General features: G+C 59.6%; 17 protein-coding genes. 2 read left to right on the forward strand and 15 right to left on the reverse strand.

Annotated elements, in window-relative coordinates; all coding sequences use genetic code 11:
• Nucleotides 1–142: 142 nt before the first annotated feature.
• From dtd to hutC, 9 genes are all read right to left on the reverse strand, one after another.
• Nucleotides 143–580, reverse strand: coding sequence for a D-aminoacyl-tRNA deacylase (dtd, locus tag BFC21_RS16840; RefSeq protein ID WP_088378436.1), 438 nt, complete (start codon nt 578–580; stop codon nt 143–145).
• On the reverse strand, nt 577–1,548 hold the full coding sequence (pip, locus tag BFC21_RS16845) for a prolyl aminopeptidase (RefSeq protein ID WP_083369678.1): 972 nt from the start codon (nt 1,546–1,548) through the stop codon (nt 577–579). Before pip ends, dtd begins: the two co-directional genes overlap by 4 nt.
• Before the next feature lie 220 nt (nt 1,549–1,768).
• A complete protein-coding gene (gene hutG, locus BFC21_RS16850) occupies nt 1,769–2,569 on the reverse strand; it encodes an N-formylglutamate deformylase (RefSeq protein WP_088378437.1) in 801 nt (266 codons plus the stop codon).
• Between the two features lie 10 nt (nt 2,570–2,579).
• Nucleotides 2,580–3,785, reverse strand: a complete 1,206-nt coding sequence (gene hutI, locus BFC21_RS16855) for an imidazolonepropionase (RefSeq protein WP_088378438.1) — start codon at nt 3,783–3,785, stop codon at nt 2,580–2,582.
• A 27-nt stretch (nt 3,786–3,812) separates the two neighbouring features.
• The gene (locus BFC21_RS16860) at nt 3,813–5,216 is read right to left on the reverse strand and encodes an amino acid permease (protein ID WP_095004348.1); all 1,404 of its coding nucleotides are present in this window, start codon (nt 5,214–5,216) and stop codon (nt 3,813–3,815) included.
• Between the two features lie 73 nt (nt 5,217–5,289).
• On the reverse strand, nt 5,290–6,822 hold the full coding sequence (gene hutH, locus BFC21_RS16865; RefSeq protein ID WP_088378439.1) for a histidine ammonia-lyase: 1,533 nt from the start codon (nt 6,820–6,822) through the stop codon (nt 5,290–5,292).
• A 157-nt stretch (nt 6,823–6,979) separates the two neighbouring features.
• Nucleotides 6,980–8,677: a urocanate hydratase gene (hutU, locus tag BFC21_RS16870; RefSeq protein ID WP_016783151.1), complete on the reverse strand. Its 1,698-nt coding sequence runs from the start codon at nt 8,675–8,677 to the stop codon at nt 6,980–6,982.
• 358 nt (nt 8,678–9,035) lie between these two features.
• Nucleotides 9,036–9,611, reverse strand: a complete 576-nt coding sequence (locus tag BFC21_RS16875; RefSeq protein WP_088378440.1) for a HutD family protein — start codon at nt 9,609–9,611, stop codon at nt 9,036–9,038.
• Nucleotides 9,608–10,318 (reverse strand): histidine utilization repressor, encoded by a 711-nt coding sequence (gene hutC / locus BFC21_RS16880; RefSeq protein ID WP_169846197.1) that lies wholly within the window; start codon nt 10,316–10,318, stop codon nt 9,608–9,610. Before hutC ends, BFC21_RS16875 begins: the two co-directional genes overlap by 4 nt.
• Before the next feature lie 145 nt (nt 10,319–10,463).
• Here hutC and BFC21_RS16885 point away from each other — a divergent pair, with 145 nt between their 5' ends.
• Nucleotides 10,464–11,828: a formimidoylglutamate deiminase gene (locus BFC21_RS16885; protein WP_120266387.1), complete on the forward strand. Its 1,365-nt coding sequence runs from the start codon at nt 10,464–10,466 to the stop codon at nt 11,826–11,828.
• Nucleotides 11,829–11,947: 119 nt separating this feature from the next.
• Here the strand turns inward: BFC21_RS16885 and BFC21_RS16890 are convergent, their stop codons facing one another.
• The 3 genes from BFC21_RS16890 to BFC21_RS16900 form a co-directional block, all read right to left on the reverse strand.
• Nucleotides 11,948–13,885 (reverse strand): ATP-dependent DNA helicase RecQ, encoded by a 1,938-nt coding sequence (locus tag BFC21_RS16890; protein ID WP_120266388.1) that lies wholly within the window; start codon nt 13,883–13,885, stop codon nt 11,948–11,950.
• A 126-nt stretch (nt 13,886–14,011) separates the two neighbouring features.
• Nucleotides 14,012–14,350, reverse strand: a complete 339-nt coding sequence (locus BFC21_RS16895) for a type II toxin-antitoxin system RelE/ParE family toxin (protein WP_120266389.1) — start codon at nt 14,348–14,350, stop codon at nt 14,012–14,014.
• Nucleotides 14,319–14,588 (reverse strand): type II toxin-antitoxin system Phd/YefM family antitoxin, encoded by a 270-nt coding sequence (locus tag BFC21_RS16900; RefSeq protein WP_177342594.1) that lies wholly within the window; start codon nt 14,586–14,588, stop codon nt 14,319–14,321. The genes BFC21_RS16895 and BFC21_RS16900 overlap by 32 nt, the downstream gene beginning before the upstream one ends.
• 153 nt (nt 14,589–14,741) lie before the next feature.
• Here BFC21_RS16900 and BFC21_RS16905 point away from each other — a divergent pair, with 153 nt between their 5' ends.
• On the forward strand, nt 14,742–15,092 hold the full coding sequence (locus BFC21_RS16905) for a DUF1493 family protein (protein ID WP_088378443.1): 351 nt from the start codon (nt 14,742–14,744) through the stop codon (nt 15,090–15,092).
• 200 nt (nt 15,093–15,292) lie between these two features.
• Here BFC21_RS16905 and BFC21_RS16910 read toward each other — a convergent pair whose 3' ends face one another.
• From BFC21_RS16910 to BFC21_RS16920, 3 genes are all read right to left on the reverse strand, one after another.
• Entirely contained in the window at nt 15,293–16,834 is a 1,542-nt protein-coding gene (locus BFC21_RS16910) for a phosphoenolpyruvate carboxykinase (RefSeq protein WP_095004353.1), read from the reverse strand.
• Between the two features lie 179 nt (nt 16,835–17,013).
• On the reverse strand, nt 17,014–17,916 hold the full coding sequence (gene hslO / locus BFC21_RS16915; protein ID WP_016783143.1) for an Hsp33 family molecular chaperone HslO: 903 nt from the start codon (nt 17,914–17,916) through the stop codon (nt 17,014–17,016).
• Nucleotides 17,917–18,061: 145 nt separating this feature from the next.
• Nucleotides 18,062–18,469 (reverse strand): RNA-binding S4 domain-containing protein, encoded by a 408-nt coding sequence (locus BFC21_RS16920; protein ID WP_016783142.1) that lies wholly within the window; start codon nt 18,467–18,469, stop codon nt 18,062–18,064.
• Between the last annotated feature and the right edge of the window lie 14 nt (nt 18,470–18,483).

The following is an 18,483-nucleotide window of genomic DNA, read 5'->3' on the forward strand; positions in this document are numbered from 1 at the left end:
AGAATGATTCCCCAGACGTGTCGGATTAGTCTCTGTGTAGCGCAGGATTATCTAGTAGCCCGCGTTACAACGCATCTACTGTCAGCAAGTATTTCTCGTTAAAAACCCCTGTTTTCAGACGAAAACACGGTTTTTCAGGGTTTTAGGTTTGTAACAGAAATGTCACAGGGCCATCATTGGTCAAATGCACCTGCATATCGGCGCCAAAACGCCCCGATGCCACGGTTGGGTGCAACCGTTTTGCCTCGCCCAGCAGGTGATCGAACAACGCCTGGGCCAAGGCCGGGGGCGCTGCTGTGGAGAAGCTGGGGCGCAGGCCGTTTTTGGTGTCTGCCGCCAGGGTAAATTGCGAAACCAGCAGCAACCCACCGCCGATATCGGCCAGGGACAAGTTCATTTTGCCCTCGGCATCGCTGAACACCCGATAGTTGAGCAGCTTGTGCAGCATCTTGGCCGCGCTGGCCTCGGTATCGCCGGGCTCGACGGCGACCAGCACCAGCAAGCCCTGATCGATCGAACCGACAATCTCCCCCGCTACCTCTACCCGTGCGCCACTGACGCGCTGCAACAGGCCCCTCATGCTTCGTCGGGCTGCAAGTTGAGCAGGCGCCGGGCCATTTGCTCGGTGGCGCGCACCAGGGCGTCGGTAATCCCGGGCTCGGTGGCCACATGACCGGCTTCGCGGATGATTTGCAACTCACTGCCCGGCCAGGCCTGGTGCAGCTCCCAGGCGTTATCCAGCGGGCAGATCATGTCGTAGCGGCCATGCACGATCACGGCCGGCAGGTGGGCAATCTTGTGCATGTCGCGCAGCAACTGGTTAGGTTCCAGGAACGCGTTGTTCATGAAGTAGTGGCATTCGATACGGGCAATGGACAATGCCCGGTGCGGGTCGCAGAAGCGCTCGACCACCTGCGGGTTGGGCCGCAGGGTGGCGGCGCGGCCTTCCCAGGTCGACCATGCCTTGGCCACATGCATCTGGGCAATCTGGTCGTTGCCCGTGAGGCGCTTGTGAAAGGCACTCATCAGGTCGTCACGCTCTTCCTCAGGGATCGGCGCGATATATTCCTGCCAGTAGTCGGGGAAAATCCGGCTGGCCCCTGCCTGATAGAACCATTCGATTTCCTGCGGCCGCGCCAGAAAGATCCCACGCAGAATCAGGCCATGCACTTGCTCTGGATGGCTTTGCGCGTAGGCCAGAGACAGGGTCGAGCCCCACGAGCCGCCAAACAGCACCCATTTTTCGATGCCCAGAAACAGACGGATCCGCTCCATGTCGGCGACCAGGTCCCAGGTAGTATTGCTGTCCAGGCTGGCGTGCGGTGTCGAGCGCCCGCAACCGCGCTGATCGAAAGTGATGATGCGATACAGGCCCGGATCAAAATAGCAGCGGCTGTTGGCATCGCAGCCCGAGCCCGGCCCGCCATGCACAAACACCACCGGCAGGCCGTCTGGCGAACCGCTCTCGTCAACGTAAAGCACATGCGGGCCATCGACCGCCAGTTCATGCCGGGCGTAGGGTTTGATCTGCGGGAACAAGGTCTGCATTACGCACTCCAGGGAGGGGTCGAAAGAGATTGCCGTCAGGCATCATAAACCCGATTGGAGGCATTGAGCATGCCCTTATAAGTCCTGGGGGCAAGACCACTGAACCTGTGGGAGCGGGCTTGCCCGCGATAGTCGCGACACGGTGTATCTGTAGCTGCGCAGCGATCCAATCGCGAGCAAGCCCGCTCCCACAAGTACTGGGCCTTCTTCTCCCGAGCCATCAGGCGTAGCGTTCACGCCCCCACTCGATCACCCGCGCCAGCAATTGCCTGAGCACCACCCGGGTCGGTGCGGCGAGGTCTTCGCGGTAGTTAAACGGCTCGACCTCTTCCATATAAGTGCACTGCGCCAGTTCCAGCTGCACAGCATGGATGTTATCCACAGGGCTGCCGTAATGACGGGTGATATGGCCACCCTTGAAGCGCCCGTTCAGTACATGGCTATAGGCCGGATGCCCGGCACAAATGGCTTCCAGGTCACGGGCCAGCGCAGGGTCACAACTGGCGCCATTGAAGGTGCCCAGGTTGAAGTCCGGCAGGCGGCCGTCAAACAGATGAGGGATTTGCGAGCGAATGGAGTGCGCATCGAACAGCAGCGCATAGCCAAACTCGTCTTTCATACGCTGGAGTTCCTGTTGCAGGGTCTGGTGATAAGGCTTCCAGATCTGCTCCAGGTACGTAGCACGCTCCTCTTTCGTAGGCACCTGCCCTTCACGAAACAATGGCACGCCCTCAAACAGCGTGGCCGGGAACAAGCCTGTGGTCGCGCCCACATACATCGGCGCATCGTCCTGCGGGCGATTGAGGTCAATCACAAACCGCGAATACTCGGCCGCCAGGGTGCTGGCCCCCAGCTCACCGGCAAAGTCGTAAAGCTGCGGGATATGCCAGTCGGTGTCCGGCAGGCTTTGCGCCTCGGGGATCAGCCCGGCCTTGACCGCTGGCGTCAGTTTCAGACCGGCATGGGGCATGCTGATCAGCAATGGCACGCGGCCTTGTTTAAATGTCAGAACCTTGTCCACAAGCTTTCTCCTAAAGCGTTACGTCAACGCCGCTGCGCACAACGCGTTTGTCCAGATCGCCGCCCAGCCAGTAGGCCAGGTCTGCCGGGCGATCAATGTTCCAGGCGACAAAGTCGGCCACCTTGCCAGGCTCAAGCGAGCCGTGGGTCTCGCCCATGCCCAATGCCATTGCCGCGTGCAGGGTGACCCCCGCCAGGGCTTCTTCGGGGGTCATGCGAAACAGGGTGCAGGCCATATTCAGCATCAGGCGCAGCGACAAGCCCGGCGAGGTGCCCGGGTTGAGGTCGCTGGCGATGGCGATTTTTACCCCGTGCTTGCGCAGGGCTTCCATCGGCGGCAATTGCGTTTCACGCAAAAAGTAGAACGCGCCCGGCAAGAGTACGGCCACGGTGCCGGATTCGGCCATGGCAATGGCGTCTTCTTCGGTCATGAATTCCAGATGATCGGCCGACAACGCCTGATAGCGCGCCGCCAAGCTGGAGCCATGCAATGAAGACAGCTGCTCGGCGTGCAATTTGACCGGCAGGCCCAGTTGCTGCGCCACCTTGAATACCCGCTCCACCTGCTCAGGCGAAAATGCCAGGTATTCGCAGAAGGCATCCACGGCGTCCACCAGCCCCTCGGCCGCCAGCGCGGGCAGCATCTGGTTGCAGATATGCTCGATATAGTCGTCGGCGCGATCCTTGTATTCCGGCGGCAAGGCATGGGCGGCCAGGCAGGTGCTGCGCACCGTGACCGGCAATTCTTCACCCAGGCGGCGGATCACCCGCAAAATCTTGCGCTCACTCTCAAGGCTCAGACCGTAACCGGATTTGATCTCGACACTGGTCACGCCATCGCGCAGCAAACACAGCAAGCGCTGACGGGCGCTGTCGAACAACTCGTCTTCACTTGCCGCGCGGGTCGCACGCACGGTGCTGGCAATACCGCCACCGGCGGCGGCGATTTCGGCATAGCTCACACCTTGCAGGCGTTGCTCGAACTCACCGCTGCGGTTACCGCCAAACACCGTGTGCGTATGGCAATCGATCAGCCCCGGCGTGACCCACGCGCCTTCAAGGCCGTGGGTTTGCCCATATTCACCCGCCGGCAACTGCTGACGCGGACCAAGCCACTCAATGTAGCCGTCACGGGTGACGATGGCGGCATCCTCGATGATCGAGTACATGCCATTGGCCATTGTTGCGACATTGCAGTGTTGCCAAAGGGTTTTCATCGGGTCACTCCGTCAAAGGTCAATCACTCAGGAAAGCTCGGGCGCCACTTCAATCGCCCGCCCTGCTGCCGGCTTTACCCACAACAGATAAGCCACAACCAGCATCACGATCCAGACCACGCCTACCATCAGCGCCGCCTGAGTCTCAGGGAAATAGCCCAGCACGCCGAAGATAAACACCATGAACACAATGGCGGCAATCGGCGCATAGGGCCAGAACGGTACCGGGAACTTGAGTTCGGCCACTTGCTCGCGGGTCATGGAACGGCGCATGGCCACCTGGGTGACCAGAATCATCAGCCACACCCATACTGTGGCAAAGGTGGCAATCGAGGCGATCACCAAAAAGATGTTTTCCGGGATCAGGTAGTTCAGCACCACACCCACCAGCAAGGTGGCGCCCATGACCAGCACGGTCATCCACGGCACGCCGTGCCTGGAGATCTTGGCAAAGCCCTTGGGTGCCTGCCCTTGCTGGGCCAGGCCGTACATCATGCGGCCCGCGCCGAAAATGTCGCTGTTGATCGCCGACACTGCGGCCGAGATCACCACGATATTGAGGATGGTGGCCGCCGAACTGATGCCCAGGCTGTCAAAAATCTGCACAAAGGGACTGCCCTGGCTGCCGATCTGGGTCCACGGGTAAATGGCCATCAACACAAACAGGGTCAGCACGTAAAACAGCAGAATGCGCAGCGGCACCGCGTTGATCGCCTTGGGGATCACACGCTGCGGATCCTTGGCTTCGCCGGCGGTGATGCCGATGATTTCAATACCGCCAAAGGCAAACATCACCACGGCAAACGAGGCAATCAGACCGCCCACGCCATTGGGCATAAAGCCGCCGAAGGACCAAAGATTACTGATGCCGGTCGCCACCGCATCGGAGCTGCCCGAGGTGCCGATGCCAAACAGCATGATGCCGAAACCGGCCAGGATCATCGCGACGATGGCGGCGACCTTGAGCAGTGACAGCCAGAATTCCATTTCACCGAAGACCTTGACGCTGCACAGGTTCAGGCCGCCAATCAGCAGCACGATGCCCAGCACCCAGATCCAACGCGCCACTTCCGGGAACCAGAACCCCATGTAAATGCCGAACGCGGTGACATCGGCCAGACACACGATGATCATTTCGAAGGCATAGGTCCAGCCGAGGATAAACCCCGACATGGGCCCCAGGTAGGTGCTGGCGTAGTGCCCGAACGAGCCGGACACCGGGTTGTGCACGGCCATTTCGCCCAGCGCACGCATGACCATGAAAACCGCCGCGCCACCAATCAGGTAAGCCAGCAAGACAGCAGGCCCAGCCATCTGAATAGCAGCGGCTGAACCATAAAATAGACCCGTCCCGATCGCTGAACCCAGCGCCATGAAACGGATGTGGCGAGCGGATAGCCCGCGCTTCAAACCTTGAGTGTGGTTTTGCATTTCGCGTCCTTGATTATTTTTGTCAGCGAAAACAGAGACGCAGAGAGCCCGTAGGCCCTCTGCGTTTTTTGGATTACAGGCTTGGCAGAGCGTGTGCAGGCAGCAGAGCGTTCAGGCAACGGGACGCCAGCAGTTGCATGGCGATTTCGATGTCCGGGGCGAAGAAGCGGTCTTTCTCATAGTGCGCGACCTTGCTGCGCAGGGTGGTACGGGCGATTTCCAGTTTGGCGGAGGTTTTCAGGCCATCGCGCAGATCCAGGCCCTGGCACGCGGCCAGCCATTCGATGGCCAGGACACCGCGAACGTTTTCAGCCATTTCCCACAGACGCTTGCCAGCAGAAGGTGCCATCGAAACGTGGTCTTCCTGGTTGGCCGAGGTCGGAATGCTGTCGACGCTGTGCGGGTGCGCCAGTGCCTTGTTCTCGCTGGCCAAGGCCGCCGCCGTGACCTGGGCGATCATGAAACCGGAGTTCACACCGCCATTGGCCACCAGGAACGGCGGCAGTTGCGACATGTGCTTATCCATCATCAACGAGATGCGACGCTCGCTCAGCGAACCGATTTCAGCAATCGCCAGGGCCATGTTGTCAGCTGCCATCGCCACCGGTTCGGCGTGGAAGTTACCGCCGGAGATCACGTCGCCCTGCTCGGCGAACACCAGCGGGTTATCCGACACTGCGTTGGCTTCAATGCCCAGCACCTCGGCGGCCTGGCGGAACTGGGTCAGGCAGGCACCCATCACTTGTGGCTGGCAGCGCAGGGAGTACGGGTCTTGTACCTTGTCGCAGTTTTTGTGCGACTCGGACACTGCGCTGCTGGTGCCCAGCAGGTCGCGATAAATCGCGGCGGCGTCGATCTGGCCGCGTTGGCCGCGGGCCGCATGAATGCGCGGGTCGAACGGCGAGCGCGAACCCAGAACGGCTTCAACGGTCAGGCCGCCACAGGCCATCGCGGCGGCAAACAGGTCTTCGCCTTCAAACAGACCGCGCAGAGCGTAGGCCGTCGACACTTGAGTGCCGTTAAGCAGGGCCAGGCCTTCCTTGGCAGCCAGGGTCAGCGGCTCAAGACCTGCCTGCTTCAGGGCGCTGACAGCATCCAGCCACTCACCTTTATAACGGGCCTTGCCTTCGCCCAGCAGCACCAGCGACATATGCGCCAACGGCGCCAAGTCGCCCGATGCACCCACCGAGCCTTTGAGCGGGATATGCGGGTAAACCTCGGCATTGATCAGGGCGATCAATGCATCGATAACCACGCGACGGATCCCGGAGAAACCACGGCTCAGGCTGTTGACCTTGAGCACCATGATCAGGCGCACCAGATCATCGCTGATTGGCTCGCCGATACCGGCGGCGTGGGAAAGCACTAGGGAACGCTGGAGGTTTTCCAGGTCTTCGCTGGCGATTTTGGTCGAAGCCAACAAGCCAAAACCTGTGTTGATGCCATAGGTGGTGCGGTTTTCGGCGAGGATCTGCTCAACGCACGCCACACTGGCATCGATCTGCGCCGAGGCGCTTTCGTCCAGGCTGAGGGTGACCGGCTGCTGATAAATGTCACGCAGTTGGGCAAGGCTCAGTTGGCCGGGGATCAGGTTTAACTCAAGCACGTTAATACTCCTTCACGCGTGTTACCGAAATTATAGAAATTGTTCGTAACCTTGTGGGAGCCGGGCTTGCCCGCGACGGCATCATCTCGGACTGCCTGAAGCACCGAGGCGTCTGCATCGCGAGCAAGCCCGCTCCCACAGGATTCGTGCCCGCAGGTCAGCCGTTGATCATCGGCAGGTTCAAGCCCTGCTCGTTGGCGCAGTCGATGGCGATGTCGTAACCGGCATCGGCATGGCGCATCACGCCGGTGGCCGGGTCGTTGTGCAGAACGCGGGCGATGCGCTCGGCCGCTTCGTCGGTACCGTCACACACGATCACCATCCCCGAATGCTGGGAGAAGCCCATGCCCACGCCGCCGCCGTGGTGCAGCGACACCCAGGTCGCGCCGCTGGCGGTGTTGAGCAGGGCATTGAGCAGTGGCCAGTCGGATACCGCATCCGAACCGTCCTGCATGGCTTCGGTTTCGCGGTTCGGGCTGGACACCGAGCCGGAGTCCAGGTGGTCGCGGCCGATCACGATCGGTGCTTTGAGCTCACCGCTGCGCACCATTTCGTTGAATGCCAGGCCCAGCTTGGCGCGCTGACCCAGACCGACCCAGCAGATACGTGCCGGCAGGCCCTGGAAGCTGATGCGCTCGCGGGCCATGTCCAGCCAGTTGTGCAGGTGGGCGTCGTCGGCGATCAGCTCCTTGACCTTGGCATCGGTCTTGTAGATATCTTCGGCATCGCCCGACAGCGCGACCCAGCGGAACGGCCCTACACCACGGCAGAACAGTGGACGAATATAAGCAGGGACAAAACCCGGGAAGTCGAAGGCGTTTTCTACGCCAACTTCCTTAGCCATCTGACGGATGTTGTTGCCGTAGTCGAAGGTTGGAATGCCAGCCTTCTGGAAGGCCAGCATCGCTTCAACGTGCTCGCCCATCGATGCTTTGGCGGCTTTGACCACGGCAGCCGGATCGGTCACGGCGCGGTCGCGGTATTGCTCCCAGGTCCAGCCTTTTGGCAGGTAGCCGTTCAATGGGTCGTGGGCGCTGGTCTGGTCGGTGACCATGTCCGGGCGTACGCCACGACGAACCATTTCTGGCAGCAATTCAGCGGCGTTCCCACAAAGCGCGATGGAAATCGCCTTGCCTTCAGCGGTGTATTTGGCGATACGGGCCAGCGCGTCATCCAGGTCCGCAGCTTGCTCGTCGACATAACGAGTGGCCAGGCGGAAATCGATACGGCTTTGCTGGCATTCGATGTTCAGCGAGCAGGCACCGGCCAGGGTTGCCGCCAGCGGTTGGGCGCCGCCCATGCCGCCCAGGCCTGCGGTCAGTACCCACTTGCCGACCAGGCTGCCGTTATAGTGCTGACGACCGGCCTCGACGAAGGTTTCGTAGGTGCCCTGGACGATGCCCTGGCTGCCGATATAGATCCAGCTGCCGGCGGTCATCTGGCCGTACATGGCCAGGCCCTTGGCATCCAGTTCGTTGAAATGCTCCCAAGTGGCCCAGTGCGGTACCAGGTTGGAGTTGGCGATCAGTACCCGCGGTGCATTGCTGTGGGTTTTGAATACGCCAACCGGTTTGCCCGATTGCACCAGCAGGGTTTCGTCATCGTTGAGGTTGGTCAGGCTTTCGACGATTTTGTCGTAGCACTCCCAGTTACGCGCAGCCCGGCCAATACCGCCATACACCACCAGCTCGGTCGGGTTCTCGGCCACTTGCGGGTCGAGGTTGTTCATCAGCATCCGCAGGGGCGCTTCGGTCATCCAGCTTTTGGCAGTGAGCTGGGTGCCGCGGGCGGCGCGGATCTCACCATCACGGTGGCGGGTGAACTCGGCAGGCGATTTTGGGGTAGTTGAAGTCACGGGTAACTCCTCAGCGATGGTCGGATGCGTCGGGTGTGAGAAGAGGATCGACGCACACTTATGTACTTGTACATACAAGCATATGCAAGTTAGCGGCCAGCTTTTGAATTCAACCTGTAAAAACGCTGAAATGCCCGGAAACAAAGGGCCTTGGAGCGTAGAGAATTTTCAGGGCGGGAGTTGTGTGAAGCGCGAGGATGTTACGGAGGATGACCAATGCAACATTTTGGGGCGTTTGGTAACACGTTGTGGCTTTTAGACCTGTGGGGGTGGGCTTGCTCGCGATGCAGGCGATGCGGTCTTGCAGGAAGGCCGCGGTGATACCATCGCGAGCAAGCCCGCTCCCACATTCAGTAGCTCAGACCGCGCTTAACTCAATCACGCAGCACAGGCCTGTCAGGGTGATTTCCTGTAACTGGCGATTGCCGCTCAGTTGCAGGCAGTCATAGAGGCCCAGGTGTTCATGGCAGGTGTTACCCAAGCCCACATGAACTTCGCCCGCACTGAACACCAGCACGGTATGCGCCGAACTGAACAGACGCTGCGGGGTGGTTGCGTCCAGCCATTGCAGGCGGGCCGTGTAGCGCTGCGGGGCGTAGATCAGGTTGAAGTCGCGGATCGGCCCGTCAATCAGGCTGCAACTGACGGCACTTTCGCCCTTGAACGCAAAGGCATCGAACGGTCGCAATGCCCGCGTGCTCAGCCCATCAACCTGCAGGTGCATGCCCGCGCCCTGCAGCACGCTGATGATCCGCTGATAACCCTCAAAACGGGAAAAGCCGCCGGACTCGCCAATATCGGCAATCGACAGGCGCCAGCCAAAGCCTTCAAGGCCCTCGCCAGCGTCACGGGTGATTTCTTCAGTGCTGCCGCCGCCATTCTTCCAGGGCATGCGTGGGTAATCGGCGGCGCGCAAAACAACGGGCTGGCTCATTTATTGAAGCGTCCTTCGAGGCGATGACGGGAACCGGGGTGGATCAGACGGGCAGCGGTAACCGGTTGACGGCCCGACCAGGTGCGGCGGCGAATCAACAGGCACGGTTCGCCGGGCTCGATTTGCAGTAATTTGCACTCTTGGGGGTCAGCCAGGATCGCTTCCACCACGTGCTCGCCTTCGGTCAGCGGTGCGACCTGGGACAAATAAGCGTAAGGCGTTTGCAGGGTGAAATCCTGCTTGAGGTAGTCCGGCGCCACCTGGGCGTTGACGAAACGGTCCTCGATTTGCACGGCAATTCCGTTTTCGTAATGCACGATCAATGAATGAAAGACCTTTTGCCCTTCACGCATATCGAGCACGGCGGCGCGTTCCGAGCCGGCCATTTCCTCACCCAGGCTGATCACCTTGCACGTGTGCGTATGCCCACGGGCGGCGATTTCATCGGCGATGTTGTTGACTTCAAACAGCGCGGATTGCGTCTTGGGCTCGGCCACAAACGTGCCGACACCCTGCATGCGTACCAGCAAGCCGTCGGCGGTCATTTCACGCAGCGCACGGTTGATGGTCATGCGGCTGAAACCCAGCTGGGTCACCAGTTCGCTTTCGGATGGCACGCGGTAATGCGGCGGCCAGTTTCCACTCTGGATTTGTTGAGTGATCATTTGCTTCACGCGGGCGTAAAGCGGGGCCGGGCTGTCGCCCATGTGGGCGGCCAGCGGGGACACGACAGGCGGAGTCGACACAGGCAATCCTTGTTCATGAGTAAAGGGCGTAGCTTGCCGGAGTTTACCGGGCAGGCAAACGTCTGTATATGTATATACAAATAACAAGCTTTGGGGTACCGAACCGATGTCCGTCTTCTTTGCCGAGCGCGCCCTGCTACCGACTGGCTGGTCTGCCAATGTCCGAATCGAGGTGGGTGCCGATGGTTGCCTGACACAAATCACAGCCAATTCCGACGCACAAGGCGCCGAATACCTGTCAGGCCCTCTGCTGCCGGGCATGCCGAACTTGCACTCCCATGCCTTCCAGCGGGCGATGGCGGGCTTGGCCGAAGTGGCAGGCAACCCCAATGACAGTTTCTGGACGTGGCGCGATCTGATGTACCGGCTCGTCGGAAAAATCAGCCCCGAACAGCTCGGCGTTATTGCCCGCCAGTTGTACATCGAAATGCTCAAGGCCGGTTACACGTCTGTGGCCGAATTCCACTATGTACACCACGACCTGTCGGGCCAGCCCTATGCCAATCCGGCAGAGCTGGCGCTGCGCATTAGTGAAGCGGCGCGTTCGGCCGGTATCGGCCTGACCCTGCTGCCAGTGCTGTACAGCCACTCGGGCTTTGGCGGCCAGGCGCCCAATGAGGGCCAGCGGCGTTTTATCAACAGCACCGAGCAGTACCTGAAAATGCAGCAACAGCTCAAGCCGCTGCTCTCGCAACAGCCGGCGCAGGCCTTGGGGCTGTGCTTCCACTCGTTGCGCGCCGTCACGCCCGAGCAGATCCAAGAAGTGCTGCAGGCCAGCGACACGGCTTGCCCGGTGCATATCCATATCGCCGAGCAGCAAAAGGAAGTCGACGACTGCCTGAGCTGGAGCGGCAAGCGCCCGATCCAGTGGCTGTATGACAACGTCGAGGTCGATCAGCGCTGGTGCCTGGTGCATGCAACCCACGCCAATGCGCACGAAGTTCAACGGATGGCGCAGAGCAAGGCCGTCGCCGGGTTGTGCCTGACCACCGAAGCCAACCTGGGCGACGGTATTTTCCCGGCAGTGGATTACCTCGCTCAGGGCGGGCGCATGGGTATCGGCTCGGACAGCCATGTATCACTGAGCGTGGTCGAGGAACTGCGCTGGCTGGAGTACGGCCAACGTTTGCGTGACCAACGCCGCAACCGGATGTACCGCAGCGACCAGCCGATGGTCGGCCGCACGCTGTACGACGCAGCGTTGCTGGGTGGCGCCCAGGCGATGGGGCAACCGGTCGCCGGGTTGGCCGTGGGCCAGCGCGCCGACTGGCTGGTGCTCGACGGCAACGACCCGTACCTGGCTATCGCGCAGGACGACGCCATTCTCAACCGCTGGTTGTTTGCCGGCGGCGACCGCCAGGTGCGCGACGTAATGGTCAATGGCCAATGGGTGGTGCGCGACGGCCGCCATGCCGATGAGCAGGTCAGTAGCCGCGACTTCACCCGTGTGCTGCGCGAGTTGCTGGGGTAGGTGCATAACCCTTTGTGGGAGCGGGCTTGCTCGCGATTGGATCGCCGCGGTGTGACAGATAGACCGCGTCGTTGCAATCGCGAGCAAGCCCGCTCCCACAACTCCCACAGGTCGTTGAATTACAGCTCGTTCAGATGCTTCGCAGCCCAATCCCGGACTTCGGCATAGGGGTAATTCTCCAATGCCGCAAACCCCGGAATGGCTCGCGCTTTCATTTTGGTGAACATCGGCACGCTGATGCCGCACAGAAACCGGGTCAGGCGTTCTGCCGGGGGATAACTTCCCGTGTAGTCCTGATGCTTGTGGATAAAAGCGCCACAAAGGGTTTCAAAGTTTTTATCCACAAGCGGCGCCAGCGCGGGCGGATCCGGCAAGTAAGCCACCTGTCCTGCACACACCGAACAATGGCCGCACTGCCGGGGTGCCTGCTCATCACCAAAATACTGCGCCAGCCGGTAGCTCAAACAGGTTTCGCTGGCAAACAGCGCCAGCATGGCGTGAATCCGTTCGATTTCGCCACGCTCGTGGGCCGTGAAGTAAGCGTGCAGTTCCTGACTTAACGCCGCAGCATCAAAATCCGCCACCAACAGGCTGTAAACCTCGGTCATCTGCTTGCTTTCAAGCTCGATCCAGCCCTTCTCCTGAAAGTAATCCAGCGCCTTGACCACCCGATTGCGGTCGGCCTGATGCTGGCTGTACAGGGTGTCGAAATTCACCGTGGCCCAGGTTCTGGCGCGGCTGGAAGTCTGGATGATGGCCGAGACAAACTGTTGGCGCTCACCCTCGAACTTGGCCAGCAGCACTTCGGGCTCGATCAGAAACTTGAAACGGTATTCGGCAAAGTAGGCATAGCGCGGCGCTATCAAACCGCGCAATTCCAGCTGCACCAGCAAGGTTTTAAGCGGCAGCTGACGGATATTGCTCTGATCGGATAATGGCAACAGCATGAATTCCCACTGCCCTTCAGGAATCGCCTCACGCAATTCATCGAGAACACAGCGAATACCTTGCAGCTCCGGCGTGTCGCCGTACACAAAGTTTTCCAGCACATTGAGGCTGTCGCGGTTGGCCAGCACCAGGCAGTCCGAGGGCTGGCCATCACGCCCGGCGCGGCCGATTTCCTGGCTGTAGTTTTCAATCGACTTGGGCAAGTCGAAATGCACCACATTGCGGATATCGCTTTTATCAATGCCCATCCCGAAGGCGATGGTGGCAACGATGCAGTTCAACTGCCCGCCCATGAACTGACGCTGGATGCCCTCGCGCTGCTCATGGGGCAAGCCGGCGTGATAGGCGTTGGCGCTGATGCCGTGCTGGTTGAGGTGCTCGGCAATCTGCTCGGCGGTCCGTTGCAGCGTGACATAAACAATGCTCGGCTGGCCGATGCGCGCCCCCATCCACTGCACCAGGCGCTGGCGCTTGGCTGTACCGCTAACCGGCTCGACCCACAGGTTGAGATTGGCGCGATAGAAACCGGTGGTGATGACATCCGCCTCGGCAATGGCGAATTTGGCCTGCATATCCGCAATGACATTGGGCGTGGCAGTCGCCGTCAGCAGCAAGGCTTGCGGGATATTGAATTGGCGCTGGTAGTCGGGGAGCTTCAGATAATCCGGGCGGAAGTTATGCCCCCACTCGGAAATACAGTGCGCTTCGTCCACCACCAGCAGGGAAATCGGTACCTGCTGCAAAAAGTTACGGAAGCGCTCGTTTTTCAGGCGCTCGACCGAGATCATCAGGATCTTCAATTCGCCCGCTTTGGCCCGGGCCATGACGTCGCTGGCGTCCTCACGGCTTTGCGCCGAATCGATGCTGGCCGCGGCAATACCGTGGCGCTGCAAAAACGTCAGTTGGTCCTGCATCAGGGCCAATAGCGGCGACACCACCAGCGTCAGGTGAGGCAGCAACAAAGCCGGGAGTTGATAACACAACGACTTGCCCGAGCCCGTGGGAAAAATCGCTGCCGCCGAACGCCCGGCCAAAACGGCACTGACCACCGCCTCTTGCCCGGCACGAAACTGTGGATAACCGAAAACCTGTTCCAGGGTGTTGTGCATCACTGTCACTCCATTGACCGCTGCAAAGCGCAAGACTCTAGCGCGAGGTCTGCAGCCGATCGAGAAAAGGCCGGGGGCAAATTGAGAGGGGATGATACAGGTGCGATTTGAAATCACCGGAAATCACTAATGCACACGCTTCTGTGCGGCGATGTAGACAGCATTGTCATCACGACGACCTACACCAAGCACCAGAACTATCAGACGGTTATCAATCACTTCATACACCAGCCTCACCCCGCTGGCACGCAGCTTGATTTTGTAACAGTTCGGCATATTCCTGAGCCTGGCGGCCGGAACCTTTGGGAACAACAAACGGCACTTGAGCTTCTTTAGCAGCTGGATCTGGAGCACCTTATCCAGCTTTACCAGCTCCTTTTTTGCTTCAATTTCGAACTCAAGGGTATAAGCCTTGATTGCATCTGCCTGCGACTCAATCTTTCTCGGCAGTTGCGATGAGCTCATCAATATCGACCTTGACTGTAGGATTTGCGCGCCGCTCTTTGACCAACCTGGCCAATTCAGCGTCGTCGATCATCTCCAGCAATAGCTCGTAGCGCTCAGGGGAAAGAATATAAAACGCAGGTTCGTTACGGTTGAGAATGACCATTGGATCACCACCGCTTTCACGATAAGTACCCATCGGGTCTTTTTTCAGATCTGTTACTGACGCAGCGACTTTAGCGAGCATGGCGAATGTCATGATATGGCCTCATGCCTATGTGTAAGGAAAGACTCATCCGCTAAATCTGTAAGCCGCTGAGCCAGAACCATCATGCACCAATAATAGCACTGCTAACAGCACCCTAAAAGACACCTTAGCGAACACTCGCACCAAAACTCTGGACACTGGACCATGAAACTCGCCGCCAACCTCCCCGACACCCCCACCCTGCGTGAACTGCTGCAGTTGCTGCACGAAGAGATCGGCTTGCCGGAACACAAAACCATCAGCCTCAAGACCGCGATCAATGCTGACCTGGGCTGCAATGGCGCAGATGCCCAGCACTTGATGGAGGCGCTGGAAGAGCGTTTTGGCCTGGAGTTGGCCGACTACGATGCTTATCGCTATTTCCAGCCCGCCGGCAATGACCCGCACCTCAAGCGCAAGGCCAAGGGTCGGGAGAGCAAAGTAGCGTTGACCATCGGCATGCTCTACGCGGCGATCAGCAGCGGTCATTGGGATACGCAAGAACTGGAAGCCTAAGCGAGGCTGTCTGTGGGAGCGGGCTTGCTCGCGATGGCATCGCTGTGGTGAATCAGACAAACCGCAGCGTCTGCATCGCGAGCAAGCCCGCTCCCACAACAAGCCCGCTCCCACAGGATGCCTACCCACAGAAAATTCCAGGCACAAAAAAGCCGCCCTCTCAGGCGGCTTTTTTGTGAATCAAAACACTGATCGATGGCTTACGCCTTCGGGCCAGCAGCCTTGATTGCGTCGCTGACGTCGAACTTCTTGAAGTTCTCGACGAACAGGCCGGCCAATGCCTTGGCAGCTTCGTCGTAGGCCGCTTTGTCAGCCCAGGTGTTGCGCGGGTTGAGCAGAACAGTTTCAACGCCAGGTACGGCTTTAGGCACGTCCAGGTTGATGATGTCCAGGTGCTCGGTTTCAGCGCCGATCAGAGCACCGCTCTGGATCGCAGCAATCACCGCACGGGTAGTCGGGATGTTGAAACGCTTGCCAACGCCGTAGCCACCGCCGGTCCAGCCGGTGTTGACCAGGTACACCTTGGAGCCGAAGCCGCGGATACGCTTGATCAGCAGCTCTGCGTATTCGCCAGCCGGACGCGGGAAGAACGGTGCGCCGAAGCAGGTGGAGAAGGTCGACTTGATGCCGCTGCCCGAACCCATTTCAGTCGAGCCCACCAGTGCGGTGTAGCCAGACAGGAAGTGGTAGGCCGCCTGCTCTTCGCTGAGGATCGACACCGGTGGCAGTACGCCAGTCAGGTCGCAGGTCAGGAAGATCACGGCGTTTGGCTCGCCGCCCAGGTTTTTCTCGGAACGCTTGGCAACGTGTTCCAGCGGGTAAGCCGCACGGCTGTTCTGGGTCAGGCTGACATCGGCATAGTCAGGGTGACCGGCAGCGTCAAGCACAACGTTTTCCAGCACCGCACCGTGCTTGATGGCTTTCCAGATAACCGGCTCGTTCTTCTCGGACAGGTCGATGCACTTGGCATAGCAACCGCCTTCGATGTTGAACACCACACCCTCGCCCCAGCCGTGTTCGTCGTCACCGATCAGGTAACGGCTTTCGTCGGCGGACAGGGTGGTTTTACCGGTGCCGGACAGACCGAAGAACAGGGTCACGTCGCCTTCTTCGCCGATGTTGGCAGCGCAGTGCATCGGCAGTACGTCAGCAGCAGGCAGCAGGAAGTTCTGTACCGAGAACATCGCTTTTTTCATTTCACCGGCGTAACGCATGCCGGCGATCAGCACTTTTTTCTGGGCGAAATTGATGATCACGCAACCGTCAGAGTTGGTGCCATCACGCTCGGGCACGCACTCGAAGTTGGCCACGTTAAGCACTTGCCACTCATCACGACCGGCCGGGTTGTACTGGGCCGGGTTGATGAACAGGCAACGACCGAACAGGTTCTGCCAGGCAGTCTGGGTGGTCATTTTCACGGCCAGGTAGTGATCTTGCGAAGCACCTACATGCACATGGGAAACGAAATGCTCTTGCGCGTTGTTGAACGCCTCGACGCGGTCCCACAGGGCATCAAACTTGTCGGCCGGGAACTTGCGGTTGATCGGGCCCCAGGCAATGGCAGCCTGAGTGGACGGTTCTTCAACAATGAAGCGGTCAGCCGGCGAACGGCCTGTACGGTGGCCAGTTTCGACAACCAGTGCGCCATTGTCGGCAAGCACGCCTTCACCACGGTTCAGGGCTTCTTTGACCAGATCGTCGATGCTCAGATCGGTGTACACGGCGTTATTAGCTTGCGTCATGAGGTTCCCCGTCGGCCATTGGCCGAGTGCGCCAAACGTTTTGTAGTAGAAAAATTTGCACTACTACCGCGAAAAAAGTGGGCCGGATTATGCCAGAAAACCCCAAAAAGAGTAGGCCCCACCTGTCAGAACCGCGCAAGAACGGGCTTTGACAGGTGTTTTACCTAGGCTGAAACGTTTTAGTGATGAGTGCCCGACGGGGATTCAACACCTGCGCCAGCGAACAATTGATCGACGTCAGCGGCATCAAACAGATAGCGCTCGTTGCAGAACTGGCAGTCGATTTCGATATGACCGCCATGCTCGGTCACCAGATTGAGCGCATCGGCGTGGCCCAGGCTGGTCAGGGCGTTACCCGAACGCTCACGGGAGCAGCTGCACTTGAATTCAATGGCCTGATGATCAAACAGGCGCACGGTTTCTTCGTGATACAAGCGGTGCAGGATGGTCTCGTTGTCCAGCCCCAGCAGCTCTTCAGACTTGAGCGTATCGCCCAGCATCAGCAGGCGGTCCCAGCTGTCGACGCGCTCGTCTTCATCCTTGACCACGTCGGCAGGCAACTGCTGCAGGAACATGCCGCGCGCACGCTGGCCATCGGCAACCAGCCAGAAACGGGTCGGCACTTGCTCGGACATGACGAAATAGTTGGTGAAGCAGTCCGCCAGGGTCTCGCCGTTCAGGTCCACGATGCCCTGGTAGCGCTTGCCAACGGTAGGATCGATGGTAATGGCCAGTACGCCATTGGGCAGCAGGTCGGCCAGCGTGGCGTCCGGGGCAATGCTGGCCGCATCAAAACGGGCCAGGCCACGGATTTCTCGATCGCTGGTGCATTCGATCATCAGCAGCGGCACCGGGCCTTCGGAACGGGCCTGCAGGCTCAGCAAACCATCGATCTTCTGGTTGCCCACCAACAGCGCGGCCGCAGCCATCAGCTCGCCCAGCAATTGCTGGACCGGCTGTGGATAAGCGTGCTTGGCCAACACGTCAGCGTAGCTGTGCTCCAGCGAGGCCAGCTCGCCACGGGCGTCGCTGGTGTCGAACATAAAGCGTTGTGTGGCATCGGTTTTGAGTAAATCGGACATAAGAATAGAGTTCTGAATTGGTGACAAAATGTGTACGAGTCGTTGAATGTCGTGCAGGTCTGATGACCCTATATGGCGCCATACCTGCGTGATTACAAGTTATGCAGCCACAGACTCGACGTACGGTTTACAGGCTTGGGCCGGCTCACTCGGCCCCACTGGCGTCATGAAACTGATGCAGTTGGCGCCGCTGCTTCTTGGTCGGCTTGCCATCGGTACTGATCCCCATAGCCCCGGATTTGCGCAGGGCGGCGGCGTTTTCACGCTTGGCGATACTGTGTTCGGTTTCGGCATAGAGCAATTGGGCTTCAGGGGCGCCACGGCGAACCACGGACAGCGCCTTGACTTCGACAGTGCGTTCTTCAAGGCCCACGCGAATTTGCAGTTCATCGCCCAGGCGAGGCTCTTTGCTGGGCTTGCAGCGCTCACCCCGGCAGTGCACCTTGCCGCTTTCAATCGCGGCCTTGGCCAATGCGCGGGTCTTGTAAAAACGCGCAGCCCAGAGCCACTTGTCCAGGCGAACCTTGTCGTCCTCTTCCTGCTTTTGCGCCACTGGAATTCCTCTTC

It is taken from the genome of Pseudomonas sp. TMW 2.1634, from assembly GCF_001703595.1.
GTDB classification, from domain to species: Bacteria; Pseudomonadota; Gammaproteobacteria; order Pseudomonadales; family Pseudomonadaceae; genus Aquipseudomonas; species Aquipseudomonas fragi.

What these genes read in the sequence shown, in the direction of transcription:
- dtd (WP_088378436.1), bottom strand. Translation starts at nt 580, where the DNA reads ATGAGGGGCCTGTTGCAGCGCGTCAGTGGCGCACGGGTAGAGGTAGCG.
- pip (WP_083369678.1), bottom strand. Translation starts at nt 1,548, where the DNA reads ATGCAGACCTTGTTCCCGCAGATCAAACCCTACGCCCGGCATGAACTG.
- hutI (WP_088378438.1), bottom strand. Translation starts at nt 3,785, where the DNA reads ATGAAAACCCTTTGGCAACACTGCAATGTCGCAACAATGGCCAATGGC.
- BFC21_RS16860 (WP_095004348.1), bottom strand. Translation starts at nt 5,216, where the DNA reads ATGCAAAACCACACTCAAGGTTTGAAGCGCGGGCTATCCGCTCGCCAC.
- BFC21_RS16875 (WP_088378440.1), bottom strand. Translation starts at nt 9,611, where the DNA reads ATGAGCCAGCCCGTTGTTTTGCGCGCCGCCGATTACCCACGCATGCCC.
- hutC (WP_169846197.1), bottom strand. Translation starts at nt 10,318, where the DNA reads ATGGGCGACAGCCCGGCCCCGCTTTACGCCCGCGTGAAGCAAATGATC.
- BFC21_RS16885 (WP_120266387.1), top strand. Translation starts at nt 10,464, where the DNA reads ATGTCCGTCTTCTTTGCCGAGCGCGCCCTGCTACCGACTGGCTGGTCT.
- BFC21_RS16890 (WP_120266388.1), bottom strand. Translation starts at nt 13,885, where the DNA reads ATGCACAACACCCTGGAACAGGTTTTCGGTTATCCACAGTTTCGTGCC.
- BFC21_RS16895 (WP_120266389.1), bottom strand. Translation starts at nt 14,350, where the DNA reads ATGAGCTCATCGCAACTGCCGAGAAAGATTGAGTCGCAGGCAGATGCA.
- BFC21_RS16900 (WP_177342594.1), bottom strand. Translation starts at nt 14,588, where the DNA reads ATGACATTCGCCATGCTCGCTAAAGTCGCTGCGTCAGTAACAGATCTG.
- BFC21_RS16905 (WP_088378443.1), top strand. Translation starts at nt 14,742, where the DNA reads ATGAAACTCGCCGCCAACCTCCCCGACACCCCCACCCTGCGTGAACTG.
- BFC21_RS16910 (WP_095004353.1), bottom strand. Translation starts at nt 16,834, where the DNA reads ATGACGCAAGCTAATAACGCCGTGTACACCGATCTGAGCATCGACGAT.
- hslO (WP_016783143.1), bottom strand. Translation starts at nt 17,916, where the DNA reads ATGTCCGATTTACTCAAAACCGATGCCACACAACGCTTTATGTTCGAC.